Here is a 23,578-nt window from a genome sequence, read left to right as displayed (position 1 = left end):
CGGGGACGTTCCGCGAGGTTTGTCATGCGCAACGCGACCTCATCGAGCACGCTCTGCCTTTCCCTCCTGCTCTCGGGCTGCGCGCCCGGCGCCGCTTCGCCGGACCCGAACGCGCCCAGCGATCCGGGCCCCACGCCCGTGGCGAATGGGCCGCAGGTGGCGCCGCAGGGCGGCAACAACCTGCTCAAGAACAGCGATTTCGAGGACGGCACGAGCCTGCCGTGGACGACGTCGTTCACCGCGCCCGCGGCGGGGAAGGCGGCCGTCGAGAACGGCGCGTTTTGCCTGAAGATCGACGAGAAGGGCGTGAACCCGTGGGATGCGCAGGTCCGCCATCGCGAGATGGTCGTCAAGCGCGGCCACACGTACACCGTGCGCTTCAAGGCGTGGGCGAGCAAGCCCATGCGCGTCCGCCCGAAGGTGGGCATGGCCGGGCCGCCTTACGCCGAGTACTGGTCGAGCACGATCGAGCTGAAAACGAAGCCGCAGCGCTTCGAGGGCGCGTTCGCCATGAGCAGGGACGACGATCCGACGGCGGAGCTCGCCTTTCACATGGGCGGGAACCTCGCCGCCGAGGGGGGCGTGACGATTTGCCTGGACGACATTCATCTGGACGACCCTGATTTCAAGGCGCCGCCGCCGCCGCCGCAGGTGAAATTGCCCAAGGTGCGGGTCAACCAGGTCGGGTATTTCCCGGGGCTCGTGAAGAAGGCGATCGTGAAGGCCACGCCGAACAAGCCCCTCGCCTGGGAGATCGTCCGGGAGGGCAAGGAGTCGGTGGCCAAGGGGACGACGGCGGTCTTCGGCGACGATCCCGCGTCCGGCGAGCACGTCCACGTCGTGGATTTCACCTCGTTCGCGAAGGTCGGAGACAAGTACGAGCTGCGCGTCGAGGGCGAGACGAGTTTTCCTTTCAACGTCCGGAAGGATCTCTACGGAAAGCTCAAGTACGACGCGCTCGCTTATTTCTACCACAACCGCAGCGGCATGCCGATCGCCATGCCGTACGCGGGCGAGGAGAAATGGGCTCGGCCCGCGGGGCACACGAGCGACAAGAGCGTGCCGTGCGCGCCGGGGACGGGCTGCTCGTATTCGCTCGACGTGTCCGGCGGCTGGTACGACGCCGGCGATCACGGCAAATACGTGGTCAACGGGGGCATCTCGGTCTGGACGATGCTCGCGCAGTACGAGCGGGCGAAACACATCGGCACGAGCTCGGCCGATTTCGGGGACGGCAAGCTCGCGATCCCCGAGAACAAGAACGGGGTCCCCGACATCCTCGACGAGGCGCGGTACGAGCTCGAGTGGATGCTCAAGATGCAGGTGCCGGAGGGCCAGCCGCGCGCGGGCATGGTGCACCACAAGGTCCACGACGAGAAATGGACCGGGCTCGGGCTCGCGCCGCACGAGGCCAACATGAAGCGGTTCTTGCGTCCGCCGAGCACCGCGGCGACCTTGAACCTCGCGGCGAACGCGGCGCAGGCGGCGCGCATCTGGAAGACGCTCGATCCGGCGTTCGCGGAGAAGACCTTGGCCGCCGCGGAGAAGGCCTGGGCGGCGGCGAAGGCGAACCCGGCGGTCTATGCGCCGCCGAGCGACAACCAGGGCGGCGGGCCGTACGACGACATCGACGTGAGCGATGAGTTTTACTGGGCCGCGGCCGAGCTCTTCATCACGACGGGCAAGGAGGAGTACCAGACGGCCCTCACGAAGTCGAAGCATTACATGGCCGTCCCGCAGACCGGCGCGCTCACGGGCAGCGGCTCGTCGACGTCCATGACATGGCAGATGACGCAGGCGCTCGGCACCATTTCGCTCGCCGTCGTCCCGAACAAGCTCGACAAGGATCTCGTCGCGGCCATGCGATCGAGCGTCGTCGCGGCCGCGGACGCGTACCTCGGCATCCTCGACGCCGAGGGATATCGTTTGCCCTTCAAGGCGGGCGGGTCGAAAAAGTACCCCTGGGGCTCGAACTCGTTCCTGCTGAACAACCTCGTGATCCTCGCGCTCTCGCACGATTTCACGGGCAAGCCGAAGTACCTCGGCGGCGCGGTCGAGGGGATGGATTACATCCTCGGCAAGAACCCGATGGTGCAGTCGTACGTGAGCGGCTTCGGGTCGAATCCGCTCAAGAACCCGCACCATCGATTCTGGGCGAACCAGGTCGACGCGAAGTTCCCGACGGCGCCGCCCGGCGCAGTCTCGGGCGGCCCGAACTCCGGGCTCGACGATCCCTACGGCCAGGCCGCAGGGCTCGCCGGCTGCGCGCCGCAAAAGTGCTTCGTCGACCACATCGAGGCCTGGGGTTTGAACGAGATCACCATCAACTGGAATGCGCCCCTCGCCTGGATCGCAGCATTCCTCGACGAAAAAGGTCGACTCTAATCTCCTCGAACGAATGAAGCGAAAGCGGAATCGCGCGCGGCTCATTGTGGTCGCGCCGCGACTCCGCTACGATGTCCCCATTCCTTGCGAGCGGCGCCCCCTTCCGCTCCCCCCGAAAGGTTCGGTATAGCCATGAAATTCATGAACCAGAATCGTGCTCTCTTCGCCGTCGTGATGGGCTTGCTCGTGGTTTCCGCCGCCGCGTGCGATGAGGGCTCGAGCAGCACCGGCGATGGCGGCTCGGGCGCGAGCGGCGGCGGCGGCCCTGGCCCCGGCGGCGGCGGCCCTGGCGGCGGCGGCCCCGGCGGCGGCGGCCCCGGCGGCGGCGGGCAGGGCCAGGTGACCCTCATCGACGACATGGAGGACCAGAACGGCTCGATCACGCCGAACGCGGGCATGCTGGGCGCCTGGTACACGTACAACGACGAGACGGTCGGCGCGACGCAGACGCCCACCGTGGGGGATCCCTTCGAGATGGCCGCGCTTTCGCCCCCCCGGGGTTCGAGCGCGTACGGGGCGAACACGAAGGGCAGCGGATTCACGACGTGGGGCGCCGGCTTCGGGTTCGACCTCAACAACGACGGCGTGACGAAAAAGGCGTTCAATGCGGCGCAGTTCGCGGGGATTCAGTTCTGGGCCAAGATCGGCGGCGGAACCGGCGCCGTGCGCCTCAATGTCGGCGACTCGCAGACCACGCCCGAGGCCGGCAACTGCGGCGCAACGTGCAGCGACGACTTCGGCGCGAACGTCACGCTCACGACGGACTGGAAGGAGTTCAAGTTCAGCTTCGCGGACCTCGCGACCGTGAACTGGTCGAAGCAGAACCTCACGGCGATCAAGAAGGACGCGCTGTATTACATCCACTTCCAGGCGGCGCAAAGCATGGCGTTCGACATCTGGATCGACGACATCGCTTTCTACCAGTGAGGAAACCCATGCAATCACGACGCGGCTTCGTGTTCCTCGGTTGGTCGCTCCTCGGGGTCTCGCTCGGGGTGCTCGGGTGCGACGTCGGCGCGACGTCGAACCCAACGGGCGGTCAGGGCGGCGACGGCGGCGCCCAGTCCACCATGGGCATGGGCGGCTCCTCGCCTGGCGCGGGTGGCGCGGGTGGCGCGGGTGGCGCGGGCGCGTCGGGTGCATCGAGCGGGCCCGGCTCGTCGAGCTCCAGCAGCTCGTCGAGCTCGGGCACGGGCGGCAGCGGTGGCGCGCCGCCCGTCCCCCCGGGCGGGTATTACGTCCAGGGGAACAAGATTTACGATGAGAATGGCAACGTGCACGTGTTCCGCGGGCTCGCGCGGCCGTCGCACGAATGGACGCCCCAGGGCGAGAACGTCTCGCTCGCCGATTTCCAGAAGATCAAGGGCTGGGGCGCGAACATCACGCGCCTCTCGCTGAACCAGGGCTTCTGGCTGCCGGGGCATGTCCGTTACGACGGGCAATACCAGCAGAACATCGATCAGGCGATCCAGTGGGCGCTGCAGGCCGGGCTCGATGTCATCCTCGATCTGCATTGGTCGGATCGCGGGGACATGAACAACTGGGACACGAAGCAGCAGCGGATGGCGGATCAGAACTCGGTGAAGTTCTGGCAATCCGTGGCCGAGAAATACAAGAACAACGGCCGGGTGCTGTTCGAGCTTTACAACGAGCCGCGGGACGTCTCCTGGTCGGTGTGGCGGAACGGGGGCGACAGCGGCGAGGGCTTCCAGGCCGTGGGCATGCAGCAGCTCTACGACACGGTCCGGGCCACGGGCGCGCAAAACCTCGTCCTCGTCGGGGGCCTCGACTGGGCCTTTGATCTCTCGGGCGTGACGCAGAACCGCGTCCAGGGGCAAAACATCGTGTACGTCACGCACCCCTACGATTTCGACAGCAAGCAGCCCGGGACGTGGGAGCAGAAGTTCGGCTTCCTCGCGGCGACCGATCCGATCTTCATCACGGAGTTCGGGAGCTTCGATTGCTCGACGAACTACACGAGCCAGCTCCTCGAGTACGCGAAGCAGCGCGGCCTGTCCTGGACTGGCTGGGCGTGGTACCCGAAAGGCTGCGATTTCCCGTCGCTCATCACGAACTGGAACGGCGATCCGAGCGCGTCCGGGCAGGTCGTCAAGGCAGCGCTGCAGAACCCCTGAGAGGGGGTTCCCCGCGGGATCCCCTCCCGCTGCGGGGGCCGGTCAGGGCTTTCGTCCCCACACCTGAAGAAACAGATGTGAAATCACGAGGACGTCCTCGCGCGCCAGGTGCGCCGCGAGGGCGTCCCGCAGCGCGTCGAGCTCGCTCGCCTCGATCCTGCCCGCTCCGATCAACTCCGCGCGCACGTTCTCGATGAAGCGGACAAAGATATCGCGGCGCGGATGGCCGCTCGGATAGACGTGCGCGAGCGGTCGGACGTGGATGTCCGTCAGTCCTGCTTCGCGAAACAAGCGATGGGTGCGGCGACCCACGAACAAGTCGATGCCACAATCGCGCGCGTGCGCCGCGTAGAGCTGGAAAAGGCGGTCCCACGCTTCGCAGGGCGGATCACAACCATGCGGCGTATAGTCGGCCTCGTGGCTCGCGACCACGCCGCCTGGCCGTGCCAGCGCCATCATCTCCCGGACGACCTCCTCGGGTCGCGGCACGTTGACGAGCAAAAGGCGCGCGTGGACGAGATCGAATGCGCCACGCGGGAGGCCCGTCGCGCGGGCGTCGGATCGAATCAGCTCGACGTTTTTCAGGCCATGTTCGGCGACGAACGCGCGCGCCAGCTCGACCGTTCCACCGTTGCGCTCGAGGCCCATCACCGTGCCGGAGGAGCCCACGCGCGCGGAGAGCTGTTCGAGCGCGCCGCGCGGACCACAACCCAGGTCGATCACGCGTGCGCCCGGGCGAACATCGAGCTGGTCGAAGAGCCAGTCCGCCTCCGCCGAAAGCTCTTCCGCCTGCCCCACGAGCCGATGAACCTCCGAAGCGCTGTGGCCGAGCAGATAAACTTCCTCTCCCATGAGTCCGATTTTCACTCCTTCGTAGAGCGTCGAGACGCCCCCTGCGCCTTCGCTTTGTCAAAACGTGGCGTCTTCGTCGAATTTTCTTGCTCTACGGACCCACACATGAGTTTCCGCTCACATATCGTGACGGTCGCTTCGGGAGGCCCGAGGAGGTAAGGGATTCCCACGGAATGAGGTTTTCCTCACGATGTCGAACATTTTCACCGAGTTCGCTCGCTTGTACCTGGGCCCCGGTGAGGTCCTGACAGCACCTCGCGCCGAATCGCTGCTCGAACGGATCCTCGGTGAGCGTGGGTCCTACTGGGTCCCGGTTTGGTACGACCTCGGGACGCCCGGCTGCCTCGACGTGCAGGTGGGTTCGGGGAAAGGCGCCGGCTTCTACCATCTCGAGGTGGAAGAGCTCGTGCAGTTCGAGGAAATCTGGGTGCGCTTCGCCGACGAAGGCACGGACGCCGACGTCATCTACGAATGGGCGCCCGTCCTCGGGGAATCGGCGTTCGACGGATACCTGCGAAGACGCCCTTGTCGGTACGCCTTCGACGAGGTGCGCATCGTTTCCCAGGATCGAGCGCTCCTGCAGCGTCTGCCGGAAGGCCTGCCGTGGGAGGAAACGGCCGAGGGGTACAAGGGCGCCTGCGTCGGGACGTATCTGGCCCTGAACGAGCGGATCGACATGGCGGTGGGCCCCGGTGCGCGCTTCAGCGCCCACGTGGAGCGGACGGCGGGAGGGTTGCCCACGCCGACGACGCCGTGCCACGACGGCAAGCCCGTCAGCGCCGTGGAGCCCGGGGAGCTCGGGGGGTGGGTGCAGCGCGGCGACAGGGCGATCACACGCCTGGATCTGCTGCACGCGGGGCGCATCGTGCATCGCGCCGCGTGGGGTCGTCGTTACGAACGCTCGTCGGAGGAGGAATGGCTGAGCCAATGCGCGGATGGTTGGGACAACTGCGCCGACGAGCTGTTCGTGCGCCTCCGCGGCGCGTGATCACCCCTCGTCGACGGCGTTCGCCGCGATGACGCCGCGGTACCAGAGCGCGCTGTCCTTCGGGATGCGCTTCTGCGTCGTGTAGTCGACCCACACGATGCCGAAGCGCTGCGTGTAGCCGCGCTCCCACTCGAAGTTGTCGAGCAAGGACCAGACGAAGTAGCCCGCGAGCGGCACGCCGGCGTCCATCGCGCGGCGCGCCGCGACGAAGTGGTCGCGCAAGAAGCGGGTCCGCCGCTCGTCCCGCACGCGCCCCTCCGCGTCGGGTCCGTCCGAATAACTCGCCCCGTTCTCCGTGACGTAGAGCTTCGCCGGTCCGTATTCGAGGTGCAGGCGCGTCAAGAGCTGGCGGAGCGCGTCGGGGTAGACCTCCCATTCCATGTCGGTCCACTCCGAGCGCGGCGCGACGTGCACGGTGCGCGGGAGGTTCTCCTCCTCGGGCACCTTGTCGCTGCGCGTGACGGTGCGGTTGTAGTAGTTGACGCCGAGGAAATCGCAGGGGGCGGCGATGATCTTCAGGTCGCCGGGGCGCACGTCCGTGAACCCCTCGGGAGGCAGGTGCCCGGCCTCGATGTAGTCGGCGATCATGTCGGCCGGATAGTGGCGGCCGAAGAGCGGATCGAGGAACCATCGATTGAAGTACCCGTCGTGGTGCCTCGCCGCGTCGAGATCGGCGGCGCTCCGCGACGCGGGGAACGTGGGCGCGAAGTTCAGCGTGATGCCGACCTCGGCGCCGGGGCTGTTCTGGCGCAGGACGGGCACGGCGAGGCCGTGCGAGAGGAGCAGGTGGTGGCTCACGGAGAGGGCCGCGCGATAGTCGCGGAGCCCCGGCGCGTGGATGCCGATCTGGTTGCTGAGCAGGGCCGCGCACCAGGGCTCGTTGTGCGTGATCCACTTCTTGACGCGATCGCCGAGGCGCTTGCTCACGACGTCGGCGTACGCGGCGAACGCCTCGGCAGTGGCGCGGTTCGCCCATCCGCCCTCGTCCTGCAGCGCTTGCGGGAGATCCCAGTGGTAGAGCGTGAGGTAGGGCTCGATGCCCGCCGCGAGGAGCGTGTCGACGAGGCGTTCGTAAAAATCGAGGCCCGCCGCGTTCGTCGCGCCGCGGCCCTTCGGCAAGACGCGCGGCCACGCCACCGAGAAGCGATACGCGCGCACGCCGAGGTCCTTCATGAGCGCGACGTCGTCGCGGTAGCGATGGTAATGGTCGCAAGCGACGTCGCCGTTCGAGCCGTCGTTCACCTTGCCCGGAGTCTTCGAGAACCGGTCCCAGATGGACTCGCCGCGGCCGTCTTCGTTCGCCGCGCCTTCGATCTGGTACGAGCTCGTGGCCGTACCCCACACGAAATTCTCAGGAAAAACGTACTTGGACATGGTGCCTCGTTGGGTTTACTCGCTTCGGGTCCGAGAAGGCTCGGGGTACAGGTGACAACGGACGACGCGCCCCTCGTCGAGCGAGACCGGGCGCGGGGTTTCACGTCGACAAACGTCGGTGACGTCCGGGCAACGCGCGGCGAAAGGACACCCCGGCGGCGGATCGACGAGCGCGGGCGCGCCGGAGCGCGCGGGCAGCCCGCGGGCAAACGAGCCTTCGAGCTCGGGGACCGCCGAGAGCAGGAGGTTTGTATAGGGGTGCAGGGGTTTTTCCAAGAGCGCGTCGCTCGGCCCTGCTTCCACGATGTGGCCCGCGTACATCACCATCATCCGATCCGCGACGTACCGCGCGCTCGCGAGATCGTGGGTGATGTACAGGAACGAGATGCCGCGCTTCTCCTTGAGGTCGAGCATCAGGTTGAGGACATCGGCGCGGATCGAGACGTCGAGCATGCTCACGGGCTCGTCCGCGAGAATGAGATCCGGCTCCACGGCGAGGGCACGCGCGATGGCGACGCGTTGCCGCTGCCCGCCCGAGAGCTCCTGCGGGTATTTCGCAGCGACCTCGGGCGCGGGGACGAGGCCCACGGTGTCGAGCAAGGCATGAACGCGGGCGGAGAGATCTGCGCGCGTCTTCGCCTTGTCATGCAAGAGCAGCGGGCGTTCGAGGTGCTGGCCGATGGTGCGCGCGGGGTTCAGGGAGCCGAAGGGGTCCTGGAAGATCATCTGCACGCGACGGCGATACGCGAGCGTCGCGTGGCCTCGCTCTTCGTGAAGGACGTCGCGGCCGTCGAGGAGGATACGCCCGCTCGTCGGCGCTTCGAGGCGCACGCAGAGCCGCGCGATCGTGCTCTTGCCGCTGCCCGATTCACCGACGAGCGCGAGGATCTCGCCATGGCCGAGCGTGAAGGAGGCGTCGTGGAGCGCCCGCAGGTGCTTCGGGCGCAACCATCCTCCGACGCGATACAGCTTGCCGAGGTGCTGCACGTCGAGGAGCGGGGGCATTTGATCGGGCTCGCTCATGGGGACACGAGGTGGCAAGCGGTGGAGTGGTCCTCGCCGATCCCGCGCAGCACGGGCGCTTCCGTCGCGCAGCGCGCCGTGGCCTCGGCGCAACGCGCGCGGAACGCGCAGCCCGCGGGCAACCGACGCAGATCGGGGGGAGAGCCCGGGATGCCCGCGAGCCTGCGGCGTGGGCCGTGCAAGGAGACGAACGAGCCGAGCAGGCCCTTCGTGTAGGGATGTCGCGGCGCGCGGAAGAGCTCGCGCGTGGGCGCCATCTCCACGAGGCGCCCCGCGTAGAGCACGCCGATGCGCGTGGCGAACTGCGACACGATCGACATGTCGTGCGTGATGAAGAGGACGGACAAACCGAGCTTCTCCTTGAGCTCGGCGATCTTCGAGAGCACCTCGTGCTGGACGACCACGTCGAGCGCTGTCGTCGGTTCGTCCATGATGACGAGTGGCGGATCGAGCGCGAGCGCCAGGGCGATGCCAACACGTTGACGCATACCGCCCGAGAGCTCGTGTGGATGGCTCGTGAGCCGCGCGGGATCGATGCCGACGAGCTCGAGCAAGTGCGCTGCACGCTCGCGCGCGGCGCGCGCGCTCGTCCGCTCGTGCGTGACGAGGACGTCGATGATCTGCTCGCCGATCGTCAGAACGGGGCAAAGCGCGTTCATCGCGCTCTGGAGGACGAAGGACATCTTGCGCCAGCGAAAGCGGCGCAGGTCGTCCTCGTGCATGGCGAGCACGTCGCTTCCTTCGAAGAGCACGCGGCCGGCCGTGATCATCGCGGGCGGTCCGAGGATCCTCGCGAGCGCCTGCGCGACGGTCGATTTGCCGCTGCCCGACTCGCCCACGAGGCCGAGCACCTCGCCGCGCGCGAGCACGAACGACACGGCGTCGACGGCGCGCACTGGGCCCGACGGCGTCATGTATTCGACGACGAGATCCTCGACCGCAAGGAGGGGCACGTCAGCCATGATCCCTCACGACGGGGGTCGACGCGCCCATGCGGATCCCGCGTGCGGCGAGGGCGCGGGCCGAGGCCGACACGGCGCGCAGGCGCGGGTTCGTGATCTCGTCGAGGGAGAAGCTCACGAGGACGAGCGCGGAGCCGACGAGCGCGACGGAGAGGCCCGTCGGCACGAGGGTCCACCACGCGCCCGTCAGGAGCGCGGCATCGTTGCTGGCCCAATAAAGGTTCGTCCCCCACGTCACGAGGCTCATGTCGCCGAGCCCGAGGAACTCGAGGCCGACCTGCGCGCCGATCGCGTACACCGTCGCGCTGATGAAGCACGACGCGAGGACCGACGTCATGTTCGGCAGGATCTCGCGAAAGACGATGTGGAGCCGGCTCTCGCCCGTGACGATCGCGGCGGCCACGAAATCCTTGTTGCGGAGCGAGAGCACCTGCGCGCGGACCACCCGCGCATTCCAGGCCCAGCCCGTCGTGACGAGCACGACGAGCAGGGCCCTCGTGCCCGCGGGCAGATACGCCGCGAGCACCACGGCCAGGGGCAAAGCAGGGATGACGAGCGAGACGTTCGTGAGGAGCGAGAGCACGTCGTCGACGAGCCCGCCGAACGTGCCCGCGACGGCGCCGACGATCGCGCCGATCGTCGTCATCATGAGCCCGGCCACGAAGCCGACGAGGAGCGACGACCGGGCGCCCGCGATCGTTTGAGACCAAACATCCTGCCCTTGCCCCGTGGTGCCGAGCAGGTGCACGCGCGAGGGCGGCTGGAGCGGGATGTCGACGAACGCCATGGGATCGTGGGGCGCGACGAGGGGCCCGACGAGCGCCATGAGGAAAAACACCCCGAGGATCACGAGGCCCGCCGCGGCTTTTCGAGGGATCTTCGGTGTCTGCATCGCGCGCTCCCCTGCCCTCAACGTCCACGCGTCCGCGGATCGAGCCATACGTAAAGAACGTCCACGAGGAAGTTCGCGGCGAGCACGGCCATGGTGATCGTCAGGAAGATGCCCTGCATCAACGGATAGTCCTGGCTGCGAACCGCCTGCACGAGGAGATAGCCCTGGCCCGGGTACGAAAAGACGATCTCGGTGAGGAGCGACCCGCCGAGGACGAACCCGAGCGCCATGCCGAAGCCGGTGACGTTCGGGAGGAGCGCGTTGCGCGCCGCATAATGGAACATGATCCGGAGGGGCGACAGGCCCTTCGCGTGCGCCATCGTGACGTAATCCTCGGCGAGGACGCCGATCATCGAGCTGCGCATGGAGAGCATCCAGCCGCCCACGCTCGCGAGGACGATCGAGGTCGCCGGCAGGAGCAGGTGCTCGACGACGCTCGCGACGAACGAGACGCTCATCGAGGGCGCGAGCGTGTCGGCATACGCGTGGCGCAGCGGCAGCACGTCGAGCGTGAAGCCGAATCCATAAAGGAGCATCATCGCGAGCCAGAAATAAGGAAACGCGCCGAGGAACACGAGCAGCGGCGGGAGCGTCGCGTCGAAGGCGCCACCCCTTCGCCACGCCGCGATGACGCCGAGCAGCGATCCCAGGGCGAACGCGACGACCACGGACGAGCCCGTGAGCAGCGCCGTCCAGCCGAGCCCCATCGCGAGGACATCCGTGACCTTGGCCGGAAAGTACGCGACCGAAACACCGAGGTCGCCGCGGAAGAGGTGCGCGAGGTACGCCGCGTATTGCTCGTGCAGCGGCCCGCCCGTGAAGCCGAACGCCTCGCGCAGCGCCGCGAGCGCCTCGGGCTGGAGTTGTCCCTTGTACCGCGCGAACATCGCGGAGGCGGGATCCCCGGGCGCGAGGCGCGGGACGATGAAATTCAAGGTGAGCGAGGCCCAGGCCGCGAGGATGTACAAGCCGAGCTGTCGCAGGAGGTATCGCACGTGCCGTCTCCTCGTGAACCTTTCCCCTCACGCGCCCCGCGGCGTGATCCGCGTGAGGACGAGCAAGCACTCCGGCGCGCTGTAGGGCGAGGGTTTGGCGTAGGGATCCTGCGCGCTCGGAAACCCCTCGAAATGGCGCGTGTTGAACGCGGCCCACGACGGGTTCGGGAAGAGCGGGATCACCGGCGCGCGCGTGGCGAAGAGGCGCTCGAGCGCGTGCGAGAGCCGCATCTCCTCGCGCTCGTCGGCCGCCCCTTCGAATGCCGCGAGCAGGGCGTCGGCCTCCTCGCTGCCGAACCGGTGCCAGTTGCGCGCGGCGGGCTCGCCGAGGGGCCGAAGGGTCGCCGTACCCATCAGATCCCGATAAAAATGATACGGCGTGGGCTCGTCCGAGGACCAGCCGAGCGAGAGGTCGAACGCGCCTTTTTGCAGCTTCTCGAAGAAGGCGCTGAAGTCGTAGGCGCGCGCCGCCGAGGTGACGCCGAGCGCGCGCAAGCCCTGGGCGATGATCTGCGCGGCCCGGATCCAGTCGGACCAGCCCGTGACGACGTGGACGTCGAGCGTGAGCGGCGCGCCGTCGGCCGAGGCGCGAAGGCCATCGGCGCGGCGCGGATACCCGGCCTCGTCGAGCAGCCGCCCTGCGCGCTCCATGTCGTGCGAGATCCAGTCGCCGGCCGCCGCGGCCTCGGGGCTGCGAAAACGCGCGTATCCGTCGTGGAGCCCGGTCGCGTCCGCGGCGCGCGTATATCCGTACATCGCGACCTTCACGAGCAGGGCGCGATCGATCGACATGCTGATCGCCTTGCGCACGCGTTCGTCCGAGAGCGGGGCCCGCGCGGCGTTCGGATACAACATGACGGTCCCGCCCACGAGCGGGAACCAGTAATGGTGGTGGGCCGGATCCCGCGCGACGAAGATGCGCTCGACGTCGGGCACGAAGTTGCCGGCCCAGTCCACCTCGCCGTGGAGGAGCGCGAGCGTCGCCTGGTCGTTGCCGGGATACGCAGGGAAGCGGAGGCCCCGGAGGGCGGGTTTGCCAGGCTGCCAGTAGCGCGGGTTTCGGCCGAGCTCGTACACCTGATTCTGAAAGACGGTGATTTCGGTGAACGGCCCGGTGGCCACGGGGCGCTCGTTCGTGAACGTGACGGGGTCGGGCACGTCCCGCCACACGTGCCGCGGCACGATGGGCTGGTGGCCGAGGTAAACGAGGCCCGGCACGTATTGTTTCTTCAGGGAAAACACCAAGGCGTCCGGGCCCGTCGCCCGGACGTCGTCGAGGAAGGACCAGACGCCGAAGAGATCAAGCGCTTTGTGGCGCTGGAGGATCTCGAACGTGAAGACGACGTCGTCGGCCGTGAAGGGCTGGCCGTCGGACCAGGTCACGCCGGGGCGGAGGGTACAATGGAGCGTCCGTTTGTCGGGGCCCCAGGTGAAGCCGCTCGACAGCCAGGGGACGACCTTGCCGCCCATCGTGTCGTAGATGAAAAGCGGCTCGTAGATTCCAGCCCGCGTGGGCCAGCGGATGTTCCCGGGCGCGAGCAGGGGATTGAAGTTGCGGACCCAGGAGGCCTGCTGCTCGGTCGACACCGTGAGGACGCCGCCGGGATCACGCCGCGCGGCGCCGCGCCGCCCGGAGCACGCGCTCGCGAGCGGGCCGAGGAGCGCCGCGGCCAAAAACCGCCGGCGGGGCCATCGCAATCGTGTCATCGAGGAATCTTTCAGGGCCATCGAATTCGTTTCACCTCGACGCTACCCGCATTTTTCGCCGAGCGTCAAGGTCACTTTGACGCGGCGGGCGGCGTCGATCTTTGCGGGCGACCATGATATGGCATTGCCGGTGCCTCGGTCCCACAAGCGTGGCTTCTCTCGGGACGAGGAGAGGGAGTTCATCATGCGAACCAGAGGCTTCGATGTGTCGTCCGCGAGGATGGGGATCCTCGTCTCCGTCGCCGCGCTGCTCGCGGCGTGCGCTTATGGGGTCGATCCGGACCGGAGCGGCCTCGAACCCGGCTCCGGCGGCGCCGGTCCGGGGGGAGCGGGCGGCGGCGGCCCGGGCGGCGCGAGCAGCTCCTCGAGCTCCAGTGCTTCGAGTTCCAGCGCGAGCAGCTCCAGTGCTTCGAGCTCCAGCGCAAGCAGCGCAAGCTCCGCAAGCTCCAGCAGCGCAAGCAGCGCAAGCTCCGCAAGCTCCAGCAGCGCGAGCAGCACCGGCGCGGGCGGCGCGCCCCCGACGGGCCTCTACGTGCGGTACAAGGCGTCGGATACGAACGCGACGAACGCCGAGATCAAGCCTCATTTCAACATCGCGAACGGCAGCGACGCGTCCGTGTCGCTCTCCGAGCTGACGATTCGTTATTACTACACGCTGGAGCCGAACGGTTCGCAGAGCGAGGTATTCCACTGCGACTATGCGTTCGTCGGGTGTGGGAAGGTGTCGGGCGCGTTCATGACGACATCGGGCGCGAACGCCGATCATTATCTCCAGGTGTCGTTCAGCGGCGCCGACGTGCTCGCGCCGGGCCAGCAGAGCGGCGAGATCCAGGCTCGATACAACAAGTCGGATTACGCCAGCTACGACGAGACGAACGACTATTCGTTCGATCCGACGAAGACCTCGTTCACCGAGTGGGACCGGGTCACGCTCTACCACAATGGCACGCTCGTCTGGGGGGTGGAGCCGTGATTCGGGTCGACGTCCTCGTGCGACGCGCGGGTGTCCTCGGCGCGTGTGCGCTCCTCTTGATGGGCGCTCCGGGGTGTGATCCCGGGGGCGCGTCGAGCCCGCCGCCGGCCACCATCGATCCCGAGGACATGGGCTCGGACGACGATGTCGGCGCGGGGGACCTGGGGCCGACGCCGGTCGAAATCCACGGGCAGCTCGAGGTGGCCGGCACGGAGCTTCGGGATCAAAACGGAGAGCGCGTGCAGCTCAAGGGCCCGAGCAGCATGTGGCTGAACTGGGAAAACGAAGGCTTCGCGCAGAACCTCGAAGCTTTGCGCTGGATGCGGAACAACTGGCGGGCCACCGTGACCCGCGCCGCCATGGGCGTCGAGCCGGACGGGGCGTACCTGACGAACCCCGACAAAGCGCGGGGCCAGGTGGAGCAGATCGTCGAAAACGCGATCGCCGCGGGTGTGTACGTGATCATCGATTGGCACGATCACAACGCGCACCAGCACAAGGACCAGGCCGTTCAGTTCTTCAGCGAGATGGCCGCGAAATACGGCAACAAACCCAACGTGATCTACGAGCCGTTCAACGAGCCGCTGGATCTCGACTGGCAGAGCACGCTGAAGCCGTACCACGAGGCCGTGATCGCGGCGATCCGCGCCAAGGATCCGGACAACGTGATCGTGCTCGGCACGCCGAACTGGTCGCAGGACGTGGACCGCGCCGCGGCGTCACCGGTGGAAGGGACGAACCTCCTTTACACGCTGCATTTTTATGCGTGTACCCATACGGACTTTTTGCGCGGCAAGGCCGAAGGTGCCCGCGCGAAAGGTTTGCCCCTTTTCGTGACGGAGTGGGGCGCCACGCACGCCGACGGGGGGACGGACGGGCAAGTCTGCCTGGACGCCGCGCGCCTCTGGCACGAGTGGATGAACACGCACGGCATCGGCTGGACCGCCTGGAAGCTCGACAATTGCGGCCAGGATTCGAGCTGCATTCTCGCGCCCCATGCCCCCGTCGCCGGCGGGTGGACGAGCACGTACCTGAAAGGGCACGGCGTGTTCGTCCGGGCACGTATGCAAGGCGATTGACGTTCGCCCTCCACCAACCAGGGCGGGAATCCCGGAAAAACCGGGAGCTCGATTCTTGGGCTCCAAACGCAGCGACCGAGCGCCCATAACGGGAACCTCGCTCCGGCTCGCGCCGTCTCCCCCGCGTGCTCCTCATCGGAGTCGTGCTGTATCAGGGCACGTGTCTCCTGGAGAACGCGGACAATATGCCGAACAAGACGACCACCAGGGAATACGCCGGACGCGCGGGGTTCATCGTTGCAGCGCTCGCCTTCGTTGGCCTCGGGGCCTGCATGGAGAGCGCGCCGCCCGCGCCTTCGGGCGAAACGAACACGCAAATCGACCTCGCGATGTGCCCCGAGGCCCCGAAGCCGAACGGCCATCCTTGGGAATACGATGGGCCCGAGGGGCAGGAACACTGGGGCACGACCGATGGTTACCTGAATTGCGACAACGGCAGGAGCCAGTCTCCCATCGACATCGAGGATCCCGTCAGGGGCGACGCCGCGCGCTCCGGGCTCGACGATCACGCGTACGCCGACGCGCCGGGGCGTTTTTACGACAACGGCCACACCCTGATGTTGTTGTTTTCGCACGAGCAGCCGGGCGGGACGCTCGTGCTCGACGGCGTGACGTACACGCTCGAGCAGTTCCATTTCCACGCGCCGAGTGAGCATCGCATCGCAGGAAAGGCGCACCCGATGGAAGCGCATTTCGTGCATTCCGCGCCCCCCGTGTCCCCGGGCGGGCCGCCGCGGCGCGCGGTCGTCGCCGTCATGATCGACGTCGGCCCGGAGGAAAACACGTTCCTCGCCCCGCTCTTCGCGCACCTGCCCGACACAGAGGGCGAAGGGACGTGCCTTTCGACCGAGGGCCTCGCGGAGGTGTTGCTCGGCGACCGCGGCGGCTTCTACCGGTACGACGGATCCCTCACGACGCCCGATTGCAGCGAGCACGTGCAATGGATCGTCATGGAGAAGCCGATCCTCGGCTCCGCCGCGCAGATTGGCCAGTTCGTTTCGGTTTTTCCGGACAACGCGCGCCACGTGCAGCCGATCGACGGGCGCACGGTCACGTTTCATCCGGGCGAACCCGCTCCCTGACCGACTTCGCTTGCCGCGGGATCGAGACGAGCAAGCCTTGATCCGCAGGCGACCTCGGTTGCCCGCGCGACGAGCGGTCGTCGCGTTCAGCGCTGCGGCGGCAATCGCACGTCGATCACGGTACCCGTGCGCAAGATGCCTGCGGCGTCGTGATACTGGAACGATGCCCGCTCCCCTTCGCAATTGCCGCGCGCGTCGCAGCGCGGAAATACTCCATAATCGAGATCGATCGACACGATCCTCCACGCAGCCACGCTCGCGAGCTCCCTCGACGAAGACGCGCGGTCGGCGTCGTTGTCGCTCCAGACGACGAGTTCCGTGAAGGCCGGGTCGTCTGCGGTGATCCGGCCATCACCGTTCGCGTCCAGCTCGCGGAGCGGGACGAACCCGTTCGTCCCCGTGCCCCCGGACGCGAGCGGCGTCATCGATCCGAAGAGCTCCCGCCCGTCCTCGAGGGCCCCGCTGCGGTCGCGATCGAGGGCCAGCCAAGGCGTCCTCGCCGTGGGCCAGTCCGTCACCTGGCTCGCAGTGCCATTCACGTCGAACGCGCGCGTCGCGTCGGCGGCGAATTCGACGGCTTCCCCGTCGAAGGAGAGCACGAGCGGCGTGTTGCAATTGTCGATGGTTGCCCACCTCGTCTTGCACCCGTCACCGAGCTCGCATATCTCACACGGTCGCTCCAGCGCAACTGAACCCGGCGTGCAGCCTTCGCCCCCGTACGCCTCGCAGACCTCGGTGTGGCCGCCGCCTTCGCCGCCTTCGCCGCCTTCGCCGCCTTCGCCGCCTTCGCCGCCTTCGCCGCCTTCACGTTGGCCATCTCCGGTCGAGACCTCCGTGACGCACCCTGCGGCGCCGAAGACGAGGGCGAGCGCGGGGACCAGACCAAAAACGAAGCGGGCAAGCTGAGCCATGGGAACCTCCACCCCAGCTCCAGAGCAGCATCTGTGCCGCGTAACGTTCGCCTCAAAATGAAGAGCTCAACGTTGCAAGTGACACATTCTGGGCCACGACCTGCCGGAGATCTGGCACGTCCGCTGTGCCACGAGCGCTGGAGGAGGCAACCACGGAAAACGGCAAGCCCCTCGCCTACAGACTCGTGGCGCTCGAAACGCGGTATCCCTCCCTCGCAGCGGCGAACAGGGAGTGGGCGGAGGCGGAAGCCGCGGACACGACGTACCAGAAGCTCCTCAAGGAGAGCCGCGCCACCGGCGCCGTGCTCGACAAGGAGATCCAGACGTTCCGCCGGAGCCTCGCGCATGCCGTGGGGCGAAACGACAAGGATTTTCAGAAGTTGCGCTCCACGCAGTTCTTCCCACGGGCCCGTGGGAAGACCATGGAGGTGGGTTCCAAGCTGGCAACGTGCACGTTGCGGGTTGAACCCGCAGCGCTGTGGCCTTGATGGGCAGGGTCGTCGCCGGTCTTGCCCCTGGCTGTTCGATGAACTGCGCATCGCGCAGTTCATCGACCCCGAGTCCAGCGCTTGCGCTGGTCCGGGTCCAGGGGCGGACAGCCCCGGTGGGGTCTGGGGCAACGCCCCAGCGAGGCGGCGCATCGGGCCACCGCTCGCTCGCCTCTCCGCTCCCATGGCCTTAGGGCTCTGCATACGATGACAGAAGTACCCTCGAGGGCGGCTCAGCCCGGCGCGCCCGTGGCCCATGGCCCCCGCGCGGCTCTGCTCCTCGGCGCGCTCGGCGTCGTCTTCGGGGACATCGGCACGAGCCCGCTTTACGCGGTCAAGGAATGCTTCAGCCCGACCGCCTCGCACCGGGTCGATCCGACGCCGGAAAACATTCTTGGGATCCTGTCGCTGGTGTTCTGGACGCTCCTGATGGTCGTGACGATCAAATATCTCACGTTCATCATGAAGGCCGATAACCGGGGATCCGGCGGCATCATGGCGCTGCTCGCCCTGGTCCCGCCGCGAAAAGGCAATCCGACGGGTCCGCTCGTCCTGCTCGTGCTCTTCGGCGCGGCCCTTTTGTACGGGGACGGCGTCATCACGCCCGCGATCTCGGTCCTCTCGGCCATGGAGGGCCTCGAGGTCGCGACCCACAAGCTGCGCCCAGCCGTCGTGCCGCTCACGGTCGCCATTCTGGTCGCCTTGTTTCTGGCGCAAAAGCGCGGGACCGGGGGGATCGGCAAGGTCTTCGGGCCCGTCACGCTCGTCTGGTTCGTGACCATCTCCGTGCTCGGAGGACGGTTCGTCGTGGCGAACCCGGCCGTGCTCGCGGCCGTGGATCCCCGTCACGCGGTGCGGTTTTTCCTGGAACACGGCACGCACGGGTTCATGGTGCTCGGCGCCGTGGTCCTGTGCATCACGGGCGCGGAGGCGCTTTACGCGGACATGGGGCATTTCGGCCGCGGTCCGATCCGCGCCGCCTGGTACACGGTGGTCTGGCCCGCGCTGCTCCTCAATTATTTCGGCCAGGGCGCGCTGCTCCTCGGAAACCCGGGCGCCGCGACGAACCCTTTTTATGCCCTCGTCCCCTCCTGGGCCCTCTACCCGACCGTGGCCATCGCCACGGCGGCCACGATCGTCGCGTCGCAGGCGCTCATCTCCGGGGCGTTCTCGCTCACGCAGCAGGCCGTACAGCTCGGGTATTTTCCGCGCGTCAGCATCGTCCACACCTCGAAGCACACCGAGGGGCAGATCTACGTGCCGGAGATCAACCGCGCGCTGCTCGTCCTCTGCGTGGCCCTGGTGCTGACGTTCCGCACGTCGAGCGCGCTCGCGGCGGCCTACGGAATCGCGGTCACGGGGACGATGGCCATCACGACGATCGTGTATTTCGTCGTGGTGCGGCAGCGCTGGGGCTGGCCGCTCTGGAAGGCCGTGCCGCCCGTCCTGGTCTTCCTCGCCATCGACATCTCGTTTTTCACGGCAAACGCGGCGAAGTTTTTCCACGGCGGCTGGTTCCCGGTCGTCATGGCGGCCGGGATCTTCACGGTGATGACGACCTGGAAGACGGGGCGGCGTATCCTCGGCGAGGCATTCAAGGCCGATCTTTTGCCGCTCGAGCAATTCCTGGAGGACGTCGCGCGGCGAAATCCATTCCGCGTGCACGGGACGGCGGTCTTCATGGCCTCGAACCCGCACGGGACGCCGCCCGTCCTTTTGCACCATTTCAAGCACAACCAGGTCCTCCACGAGCAGGTCGTGCTGCTGTCGGTGACGAGCGAGCGAGTCCCCGAGATCCCGCCGGAGGAGCGCATCAGCGTCATCGACAAGGGGAACGGTTTTTATCGGGTGCGGGCGCGGTACGGCTTCATGCAGACGCCGCACGTGCCGAGCGTGCTGCTCGCCTGCAAGGCGCACGGGCTCGGCATCGAGCTGAAGCGCACGAGTTATTACCTCGGCCGCGAGACGCTCTTGCCCACGGGGCGGTCGAAGATGATGCGATGGCGAAAAGGCCTGTTCGCCTTCATTTCCCGGAACGCGCGGCCCGCGACGGCGTACTTCGGGCTGCCGCCGGGCCGCGTGGTCGAGTTCGGGATGCAGATCAACCTGTAAAGCAAGAACACGCGCCCCCCTCCCCAGGGTCCGAGCTCTTTTGTCCCGAGGGGGACGCCTCGCGTCCCCCTCTCGTCCGGGCAAAGCCCGGACGATTCACCCCCCGAGGGAAAATCGCTTCGCGATCTTCCGAGCATCGAACTGGGCGATGCTCTAGAACGACGGCCCCATGTCGTCCACCCACGATTTCGTCGACACCTACCTGCGCGAGACGGCCGAGATCGCCCTCGGCACGAGCCGGCAAGACCTGACCGCCGTCATCGACGTCCTCTTCGACGCCTGGAAAAACGACCGGACCATCTACACCTGCGGCAACGGCGGCAGCGCGGCGAACGCGAGCCACCTTGCCTGCGACATCGCGAAGTTCACCTGGGTGGAAGGCAAAAAGCGCTTCAAGTGCCGCTCGCTCTGCGACAACGCGGCGCTCCTGAGCGCGCTCACGAACGACGTGGGCTTCAACCGCATTTTCCTGGAGCAGCTCGACGGCTCGATGGGCCCGGGCGACGTGCTCGTGTGCCTGAGCGTGCACGGCGGGTCGGGCGCGGACAAGGCCGGGCCCTGGTCGCAAAACCTGGTCTCCGCAGCCGATTTCGTGAAGAAGCACGGCGGCAAGGTGGTCGCGCTCGTGGGCTACGACGGCGGCGCGCTGCGGCAGATGGCGGACGCCTCCATCATCGTGCCGAGGACCTCGGGCGGGCACACGTCGACGCCCCACGTGGAGGGGTTCCACGAGGTCTACCATCACCTGATCTGCGAGCGGCTGCGGCAGATGGTGGCCGAGGCATGAACGCGCCCGCGCGCCCCGGCGTGATCCTCGACCGCGACGGGACGCTCATCGACTTCGTCCGCGACGCCGATCTCGGCGCCGTGGTGAGCGCCTTCCACCCCGATCACATCCGCCTCTTGCCCGGCGTCGCGCAAGGGCTCGCGCTCCTGCAGGACGCGGGGTTCGTCCTGGCGATCGCCACGAACCAGCCGGGCGCGGCGAAAGGCCAGATCCCCGAGAGCGCGATCACCCGGACGAACCAGGCGCTCGTCGACGCGCTCGCCCGGGAAGGGATCCGCATCGAGGCGGTGCGCACGTGCTTGCATCACCCGGAAGGCGGGCCGGGCGGCGATCCCGCGCTCGCCACGGACTGCGGGTGCCGCAAGCCGAAGCCGGGGATGCTCCTGTCGCTCGTGCACGAGCTCGGGCTCGATCCGGCACGCTCGTGGATGGTCGGCGACGCGGCGGTGGACGTGCTGGCGGCGCGCGGGGCGGGGCTTCGCGCGGGGCTCTTGTTCGAGTGGGGGCGCTGCGAGATGTGCCCGGTGCGCGGGGGGTTCGACGAGATCCCGATGATCCGGCCCGACGCGTCGGCGAGCCGGTTCGACGAGCTCGCCCGGCGCCTCCGAGATTCGCTCGCCATGGCGCCGGGCTGATCTATGCTCCGCCGCCCCCGGCCCCTGCCGGGCGCGAAGCGCGGAGTGGACATGCTCTTTCTCGACAGCTCGGATCCCAAGGAGATCAAGGACATCTTCGCCTGGGGGGTGATCGCCGGCGTCACGACGAACCCGCTCATCCTGGCGCGCGAGGCGGGCGCCACGGATCTCGAAGAGCGCATCCGTGCGGTCGTCGCCGCCTCGAAGGGCCCGGTCTCCGTGGAGCTCGTGAGCGAGACCGAAGGCGCGATGCTGGAGGAAGCGCACCGCTACCACGCGTGGGCGCCGTCCCGGATCGTGATCAAGGTGCCGTTCGGCGAGGCGGGCCTGCGCGTGACGCACGCGCTCACGACGCAGGGGATCGAGACGAACGTGACGTGCACCATGAGCTTCAACCAGGCCTACCTGGCGGCGCTCGCGGGCGGGACGTACGTGTCCATCTTCAGCGGGCGGGTGCGGGACATGGGCTACGACGTGCGGCCCGTCATCGCCGAGACGCGGGCGCAGCTCGATCGGGAGAAGCTCGGGGCGAAGATCATCGTGGGGTCGATCCGGCACATCCTCGACGTGAACGAGGCGCTCGCGCACGGGGCGCACGTGGTGACGGTGCCGCCGGCCATCCTGCGGAAAATGCTGCACAACCCGAAGACCGACGAGACGATCCGCGAGTTCAACGCAGCCTGGGCGAGCCGTGCTAAGTAGCCCCGCCGTGACGGCAAACGGCACTTCCACGGCCGAAGGCGCGACGAACACCAAGTACGTCGTCGAAGAGCAGAACACGGCGCTCGTGGGCGCCATCGGACGGCCGCGCCGGGTGCTCGACGTGGGCTGCGGGGTGGGCCTGAACGGCGAGGCCGCGAAGAGGCGCGGCGCGCACGTGACCGGGATCGAGATCGTCCCGGCCTCGATCGACCGGGCCAAGGAGCGGCTCGACGAGGTGCTCGCGATCGACGTGACGAGCGACGAGGCCGTGACGAAGGGCCTCGCCGGCCGGAGCTTCGATCTCCTGCTCTTCGCCGACATGCTGGAGCACGTGGCCGATCCGATCGCGGTGATCCAGCGGCTGCTCCCGTACCTGGAGGACGGGGGGCACGTGATCGTGTCGCTGCCGAACGTGGCAGCGTGGACGGTGCGCCTCGGGCTGCTCGCGGGGAAGTTCGAGTACACGCAGAGCGGCATCCTCGACGACTCGCACCTGCGCTTCTTCACGCGCGAGACGGGCCGGCAGATGCTCGAGCGCGCGGGGCTGGAGGTGCTGCGGCTCGGGCAGAACCCGATGCTCGTGCGCGCCGCGAAGGACGTGGTGCTGTCGGCGCAACGGGCGGTGGCGCCGGGCGGGACGCCCGATCCGGAGAGCCTGCGCAAGTCGCTGCCGTACAAGCTCTACCAAGGGCTCGTGCGCCCGGTGGAGGACGTGGTCGCGGCGCGCGCGCCGGAGCTTTTGTCCTTCCAGAACGTGTACGTCGCCCGCAAGCCGCCGAAGGCACGCAAGCTCAGCCTGACCGTCGGCATGTTGACGATGAACGAGGAGGACAGCATCGAGGCGATGATGGGCGAGATCCGGAGGGTCGCGCCCGACGCCAAGATCCTGTGCGTCGACAGTTCGACAGACCGGACGCCCGAGATCGCGGCGCGGCTCGGGGCGCGCGTGCTGCGGCAGCTCCCGCCGCGCGGGCACGGGCCGGCGATGGAGCTGCTCATGTACAGCGCCGCGGCCGAGAGTGATCTCTTGATCTACCTCGACTGCGATTTCACCTACCCGGCCGATTACATCCCGGTGCTGCGGCGGATCGTCGAGGAAGAAGGCGTGGACGTGGTGAACTGCGCCCGCACGCGCACGCGGCCGGCGGCGATGCCGCTGCCGAACTACCTGGCGAACCGGTCGTTCGCGGCCCTCGCGCACGTGATGCACGGCATCCCGACGTGCGACGTGCACAGCGGCATGCGGGCGTACCGGTCGAGCATGATGCGCGCGTTCGATTTCGACGGCGAGGGCGACGCCCTCCCCATCGACACGCTGCTCTTCCCGGCGAAATGCGGCTACCGCGTGGTGGAGATGCCGATCGATTACCAGGAGCGCGTGGGGCAATCGAAGCTGCGGAAGATCGCCGGCACGGTCTGGACGATGATCCGGCTCGTGAACGCGCTGCCCGTGGGGCAGCGCGGTTCGTCGCGGTACGAGCTCCGGTAGTGCGGGC

The 23,578-nt window shown here is 67.8% G+C and carries 21 protein-coding genes; 13 read left to right on the top strand and 8 right to left on the bottom strand.

The window, feature by feature from the left end:
* The first annotated feature begins 24 nt into the window (after window positions 1–24).
* From QHF89_RS16835 to QHF89_RS16825, 3 genes are all read left to right on the top strand, one after another.
* Window positions 25–2,385 (top strand): glycoside hydrolase family 9 protein, encoded by a 2,361-nt coding sequence (locus QHF89_RS16835; RefSeq protein WP_136973310.1) that lies wholly within the window; start codon window positions 25–27, stop codon window positions 2,383–2,385.
* A 132-nt stretch (window positions 2,386–2,517) separates the two neighbouring features.
* The gene (locus QHF89_RS16830) at window positions 2,518–3,312 is read left to right on the top strand and encodes a CIA30 family protein (RefSeq protein ID WP_284720584.1); all 795 of its coding nucleotides are present in this window, start codon (window positions 2,518–2,520) and stop codon (window positions 3,310–3,312) included.
* 8 nt (window positions 3,313–3,320) lie between these two features.
* Entirely contained in the window at window positions 3,321–4,520 is a 1,200-nt protein-coding gene (locus QHF89_RS16825) for a glycoside hydrolase family 5 protein (protein ID WP_136972027.1), read from the top strand.
* Window positions 4,521–4,562: 42 nt separating this feature from the next.
* On the opposite strand, the gene QHF89_RS16820 is transcribed toward QHF89_RS16825, so the two are convergent.
* Entirely contained in the window at window positions 4,563–5,372 is an 810-nt protein-coding gene (locus QHF89_RS16820) for a methyltransferase domain-containing protein (protein WP_136972026.1), read from the bottom strand.
* A 190-nt stretch (window positions 5,373–5,562) separates the two neighbouring features.
* Between QHF89_RS16820 and QHF89_RS16815 the strand changes: the two genes are divergently transcribed.
* Window positions 5,563–6,360 (top strand): hypothetical protein, encoded by a 798-nt coding sequence (locus tag QHF89_RS16815; RefSeq protein WP_136972025.1) that lies wholly within the window; start codon window positions 5,563–5,565, stop codon window positions 6,358–6,360.
* Here QHF89_RS16815 and QHF89_RS16810 read toward each other — a convergent pair whose 3' ends face one another.
* Genes QHF89_RS16810 through QHF89_RS16785 form a run of 6 tightly spaced genes read right to left on the bottom strand, consistent with a single transcriptional unit; the run spans window position 6,361 to window position 13,313 of the window.
* Complete coding sequence (locus QHF89_RS16810; protein WP_136972024.1) at window positions 6,361–7,734, bottom strand: GH1 family beta-glucosidase; 1,374 nt, start codon at window positions 7,732–7,734, stop codon at window positions 6,361–6,363. It lies immediately after the preceding gene.
* Window positions 7,735–7,749: 15 nt separating this feature from the next.
* The gene (locus QHF89_RS16805; protein ID WP_136972023.1) at window positions 7,750–8,757 is read right to left on the bottom strand and encodes an ABC transporter ATP-binding protein; all 1,008 of its coding nucleotides are present in this window, start codon (window positions 8,755–8,757) and stop codon (window positions 7,750–7,752) included.
* Complete coding sequence (locus QHF89_RS16800) at window positions 8,754–9,719, bottom strand: ABC transporter ATP-binding protein (RefSeq protein WP_136972022.1); 966 nt, start codon at window positions 9,717–9,719, stop codon at window positions 8,754–8,756. The genes QHF89_RS16805 and QHF89_RS16800 overlap by 4 nt, the downstream gene beginning before the upstream one ends.
* Entirely contained in the window at window positions 9,712–10,611 is a 900-nt protein-coding gene (locus tag QHF89_RS16795) for an ABC transporter permease (protein WP_136972021.1), read from the bottom strand. The genes QHF89_RS16800 and QHF89_RS16795 overlap by 8 nt, the downstream gene beginning before the upstream one ends.
* A gap of 17 nt (window positions 10,612–10,628) precedes the next feature.
* The gene (locus QHF89_RS16790; RefSeq protein WP_136972020.1) at window positions 10,629–11,606 is read right to left on the bottom strand and encodes an ABC transporter permease; all 978 of its coding nucleotides are present in this window, start codon (window positions 11,604–11,606) and stop codon (window positions 10,629–10,631) included.
* 27 nt (window positions 11,607–11,633) lie between these two features.
* Entirely contained in the window at window positions 11,634–13,313 is a 1,680-nt protein-coding gene (locus QHF89_RS16785) for an ABC transporter substrate-binding protein (protein ID WP_284720583.1), read from the bottom strand.
* A 184-nt stretch (window positions 13,314–13,497) separates the two neighbouring features.
* On the opposite strand from QHF89_RS16785, the gene QHF89_RS16780 reads away from it, so the two are divergent.
* From QHF89_RS16780 to QHF89_RS16770, 3 genes are all read left to right on the top strand, one after another.
* Window positions 13,498–14,286: a cellulose binding domain-containing protein gene (locus tag QHF89_RS16780; RefSeq protein ID WP_136972018.1), complete on the top strand. Its 789-nt coding sequence runs from the start codon at window positions 13,498–13,500 to the stop codon at window positions 14,284–14,286.
* A complete protein-coding gene (locus QHF89_RS16775; protein WP_136972017.1) occupies window positions 14,283–15,365 on the top strand; it encodes a glycoside hydrolase family 5 protein in 1,083 nt (360 codons plus the stop codon). The genes QHF89_RS16780 and QHF89_RS16775 overlap by 4 nt, the downstream gene beginning before the upstream one ends.
* Before the next feature lie 125 nt (window positions 15,366–15,490).
* The gene (locus QHF89_RS16770; protein ID WP_136972016.1) at window positions 15,491–16,447 is read left to right on the top strand and encodes a carbonic anhydrase; all 957 of its coding nucleotides are present in this window, start codon (window positions 15,491–15,493) and stop codon (window positions 16,445–16,447) included.
* Between the two features lie 86 nt (window positions 16,448–16,533).
* Here QHF89_RS16770 and QHF89_RS16765 read toward each other — a convergent pair whose 3' ends face one another.
* Window positions 16,534–17,358, bottom strand: a complete 825-nt coding sequence (locus QHF89_RS16765) for a calcium-binding protein (protein WP_284720582.1) — start codon at window positions 17,356–17,358, stop codon at window positions 16,534–16,536.
* Between the two features lie 185 nt (window positions 17,359–17,543).
* Here QHF89_RS16765 and QHF89_RS16760 point away from each other — a divergent pair, with 185 nt between their 5' ends.
* From QHF89_RS16760 to QHF89_RS16735, 6 genes are all read left to right on the top strand, one after another.
* Entirely contained in the window at window positions 17,544–17,846 is a 303-nt protein-coding gene (locus QHF89_RS16760; protein ID WP_136972013.1) for a hypothetical protein, read from the top strand.
* Window positions 17,847–17,969: 123 nt separating this feature from the next.
* On the top strand, window positions 17,970–19,958 hold the full coding sequence (locus QHF89_RS16755; RefSeq protein WP_425440845.1) for a potassium transporter Kup: 1,989 nt from the start codon (window positions 17,970–17,972) through the stop codon (window positions 19,956–19,958).
* 169 nt (window positions 19,959–20,127) lie between these two features.
* On the top strand, window positions 20,128–20,745 hold the full coding sequence (locus tag QHF89_RS16750) for a D-sedoheptulose-7-phosphate isomerase (protein ID WP_136972011.1): 618 nt from the start codon (window positions 20,128–20,130) through the stop codon (window positions 20,743–20,745).
* On the top strand, window positions 20,742–21,380 hold the full coding sequence (locus tag QHF89_RS16745) for an HAD-IIIA family hydrolase (RefSeq protein WP_136972010.1): 639 nt from the start codon (window positions 20,742–20,744) through the stop codon (window positions 21,378–21,380). Before QHF89_RS16750 ends, QHF89_RS16745 begins: the two co-directional genes overlap by 4 nt.
* 51 nt (window positions 21,381–21,431) lie before the next feature.
* On the top strand, window positions 21,432–22,082 hold the full coding sequence (locus tag QHF89_RS16740; protein ID WP_136972009.1) for a transaldolase family protein: 651 nt from the start codon (window positions 21,432–21,434) through the stop codon (window positions 22,080–22,082).
* A 7-nt stretch (window positions 22,083–22,089) separates the two neighbouring features.
* The gene (locus QHF89_RS16735) at window positions 22,090–23,571 is read left to right on the top strand and encodes a methyltransferase domain-containing protein (protein WP_284720580.1); all 1,482 of its coding nucleotides are present in this window, start codon (window positions 22,090–22,092) and stop codon (window positions 23,569–23,571) included.
* Window positions 23,572–23,578 lie beyond the last annotated feature (7 nt).

It is taken from the genome of Polyangium sorediatum (assembly GCF_029946465.1).
Classification (GTDB): domain Bacteria; phylum Myxococcota_A; class Polyangia; order Polyangiales; family Polyangiaceae; genus Polyangium; species Polyangium fumosum.
Note: the sequence above shows the minus strand (reverse complement) of the source record. Positions and strands in the feature narration are given on the sequence as shown.

What these genes read in the sequence shown, in the direction of transcription:
- QHF89_RS16795 (WP_136972021.1), bottom strand. Translation starts at nt 10,611, where the DNA reads ATGCAGACACCGAAGATCCCTCGAAAAGCCGCGGCGGGCCTCGTGATC.
- QHF89_RS16785 (WP_284720583.1), bottom strand. Translation starts at nt 13,313, where the DNA reads ATGACACGATTGCGATGGCCCCGCCGGCGGTTTTTGGCCGCGGCGCTC.
- QHF89_RS16800 (WP_136972022.1), bottom strand. Translation starts at nt 9,719, where the DNA reads ATGGCTGACGTGCCCCTCCTTGCGGTCGAGGATCTCGTCGTCGAATAC.
- QHF89_RS16835 (WP_136973310.1), top strand. Translation starts at nt 25, where the DNA reads ATGCGCAACGCGACCTCATCGAGCACGCTCTGCCTTTCCCTCCTGCTC.
- QHF89_RS16765 (WP_284720582.1), bottom strand. Translation starts at nt 17,358, where the DNA reads ATGGCTCAGCTTGCCCGCTTCGTTTTTGGTCTGGTCCCCGCGCTCGCC.
- QHF89_RS16750 (WP_136972011.1), top strand. Translation starts at nt 20,128, where the DNA reads ATGTCGTCCACCCACGATTTCGTCGACACCTACCTGCGCGAGACGGCC.
- QHF89_RS16745 (WP_136972010.1), top strand. Translation starts at nt 20,742, where the DNA reads ATGAACGCGCCCGCGCGCCCCGGCGTGATCCTCGACCGCGACGGGACG.
- QHF89_RS16780 (WP_136972018.1), top strand. Translation starts at nt 13,498, where the DNA reads ATGCGAACCAGAGGCTTCGATGTGTCGTCCGCGAGGATGGGGATCCTC.
- QHF89_RS16830 (WP_284720584.1), top strand. Translation starts at nt 2,518, where the DNA reads ATGAAATTCATGAACCAGAATCGTGCTCTCTTCGCCGTCGTGATGGGC.
- QHF89_RS16810 (WP_136972024.1), bottom strand. Translation starts at nt 7,734, where the DNA reads ATGTCCAAGTACGTTTTTCCTGAGAATTTCGTGTGGGGTACGGCCACG.
- QHF89_RS16815 (WP_136972025.1), top strand. Translation starts at nt 5,563, where the DNA reads ATGTCGAACATTTTCACCGAGTTCGCTCGCTTGTACCTGGGCCCCGGT.
- QHF89_RS16820 (WP_136972026.1), bottom strand. Translation starts at nt 5,372, where the DNA reads ATGGGAGAGGAAGTTTATCTGCTCGGCCACAGCGCTTCGGAGGTTCAT.
- QHF89_RS16805 (WP_136972023.1), bottom strand. Translation starts at nt 8,757, where the DNA reads ATGAGCGAGCCCGATCAAATGCCCCCGCTCCTCGACGTGCAGCACCTC.
- QHF89_RS16740 (WP_136972009.1), top strand. Translation starts at nt 21,432, where the DNA reads ATGCTCTTTCTCGACAGCTCGGATCCCAAGGAGATCAAGGACATCTTC.
- QHF89_RS16825 (WP_136972027.1), top strand. Translation starts at nt 3,321, where the DNA reads ATGCAATCACGACGCGGCTTCGTGTTCCTCGGTTGGTCGCTCCTCGGG.